The 1,649-nt window shown below is 39.8% G+C and carries 3 protein-coding genes; all 3 read left to right on the top strand.

Features of this window, described 5'->3' with window-relative positions:
• Positions 1-447 (top strand): amidohydrolase family protein (locus AC1DUW_RS28010; protein WP_477644078.1); only part of this gene is annotated, 447 nt, incomplete at its 5' end.
• 58 nt (positions 448-505) lie between these two features.
• Complete coding sequence (locus AC1DUW_RS28005) at positions 506-1,432, top strand: DMT family transporter (RefSeq protein ID WP_477644077.1); 927 nt, start codon at positions 506-508, stop codon at positions 1,430-1,432.
• Positions 1,433-1,469: 37 nt separating this feature from the next.
• Positions 1,470-1,649 (top strand): solute carrier family 23 protein (locus AC1DUW_RS28000; RefSeq protein ID WP_477644076.1); only part of this gene is annotated, 180 nt, incomplete at its 3' end.

The raw sequence follows: 1,649 nt of genomic DNA, 5'->3' as shown, positions 1-1,649 counted from the left end.
GCCTATGAGCTTGCTGATATTTTAAGGGATGCAGGGATTTCCATCGTAACCAGTGTACCTATTAACAGACAAATGCCTCCGGTTGATTTGTTACATGAAAGAGGGGTTGAGGTATCAGTAGGGAACGATAATATCTTTGATTTATGGTCACCTCTAGGAAATGGTGATATTCTAGAAAGAGCTGGACGGTTAGCAGAACGTTTCAAGTGGGTTGATGAAGTCTCTCTGTCCCAAACACTAAGGTATATAACTGGCGGCAAAACTCCATTAGATAAAGATGGTAACCAGGTATGGCCAAAAGTAGGGGATGCTGCTAGCCTGGTGTTAATTGATGCCGGCTGTTCTGCTGAAGCAGTTGCAAGGCGCTCTGAGCGTAAAGCGGTATTTTACAAGGGAAATATAGTTTCCGGTTCACTATATCTACAAAATCAATCAATTAACGTGTAATGCTAACCCAAAAAAAGGATCTCTGGACACGTCCAGATTTCCTTTTTCGTTTTGGTTAATGAAAGACAAAGAAAGCAGGCTGCTTAACATGATCGGGTCTTATTTACTATTGCTTATTTGTGTAATATGCTGGGGAAGTAATTTTGTTTTTGGGGCTATACTAGTCAAGGACTTCCCTCCTATGCTGCTTTCAGCAACAAGGTTATTTTTTATCATTATCTTTATTGCCTTATACGCTTTAAAGAAGAAGAAATGGAATTCGATTCAAAAAAAGGACTGGTTAACAATGATTCTGCTAGGATTCATTGGAACGTTTATCAATCAATGGACCTTTTATGCCGCTCTAGAAACAGCTCATCCGACAACTTCGGCATTAATACTTGCCCTCGCCCCTATTACTACAGCCCTTTTGGCTGCAGTTTTTCTGAGGGAAAGATTAACAAAGAGATTTTTATTAGGATCAATCGTTGCATTGGCAGGTGTTTTCTTAGTTATTGCAAGTGGTGGAACGCTCCATCTTTCAATTGGCCTAATTTGGATATTTCTTACGATGCTTTCTTTTTCCATATCCATTATCATGATTAGGAAGCTTACTGAGAGAAACCATTCCATTACTATAACTCTTTATTCAAACTTAATTGGATTTGGCGGTCTGTTGCCCATTGCTCTATTATCCGAGTCGCCCCAACAAATGAGCAGGGAGCCGTGGCCTTGGGTCCTTTTAATAGTAACCGCAATCATTATGCATGGAATTTGCACTTTAATCTGGAATAATCAAATTCAGATTGTAGGAGCATCTAAAGCATCTATGTTTCTTAACTTAGAGCCCTTTGTTGCCATGTTGGTCGGGTTGGTTGTGCTGAAAAATAGCGTCACACCATCACAACTATTCGGTGCGCTATTAATAATCATTGGTGTTGTCCTTTCAACTGCCTTTAAGGGGAAAAGAGTTATGGAGGAAGCCATATATTCGCAAGAAGCTTAGAAAGTATCGTGTTCAAAGTTCAAAGGAGATGGAAACAATGCAAAGCTTGAGATCAACTGTGACTCTATTTTCTTCTTTTCAATGGCTGTTTTTTATTTTTGCAAATACCGTAGTAGTGCCCATTTCAATCGGAGCTGCCTTTCATCTTCCCTCTGATGTTACGGAAATGACCATGAGAAGCTCCCTTATTTTCACAGGGGTTGCTTGTGTTATACAG

The organism is Peribacillus sp. P4_C12, assembly GCF_056402095.1.
This window is presented reverse-complemented; position numbering and strand designations above follow the sequence as displayed.

What these genes read in the sequence shown, in the direction of transcription:
- AC1DUW_RS28005 (WP_477644077.1), top strand. Translation starts at nt 506, where the DNA reads ATGAAAGACAAAGAAAGCAGGCTGCTTAACATGATCGGGTCTTATTTA.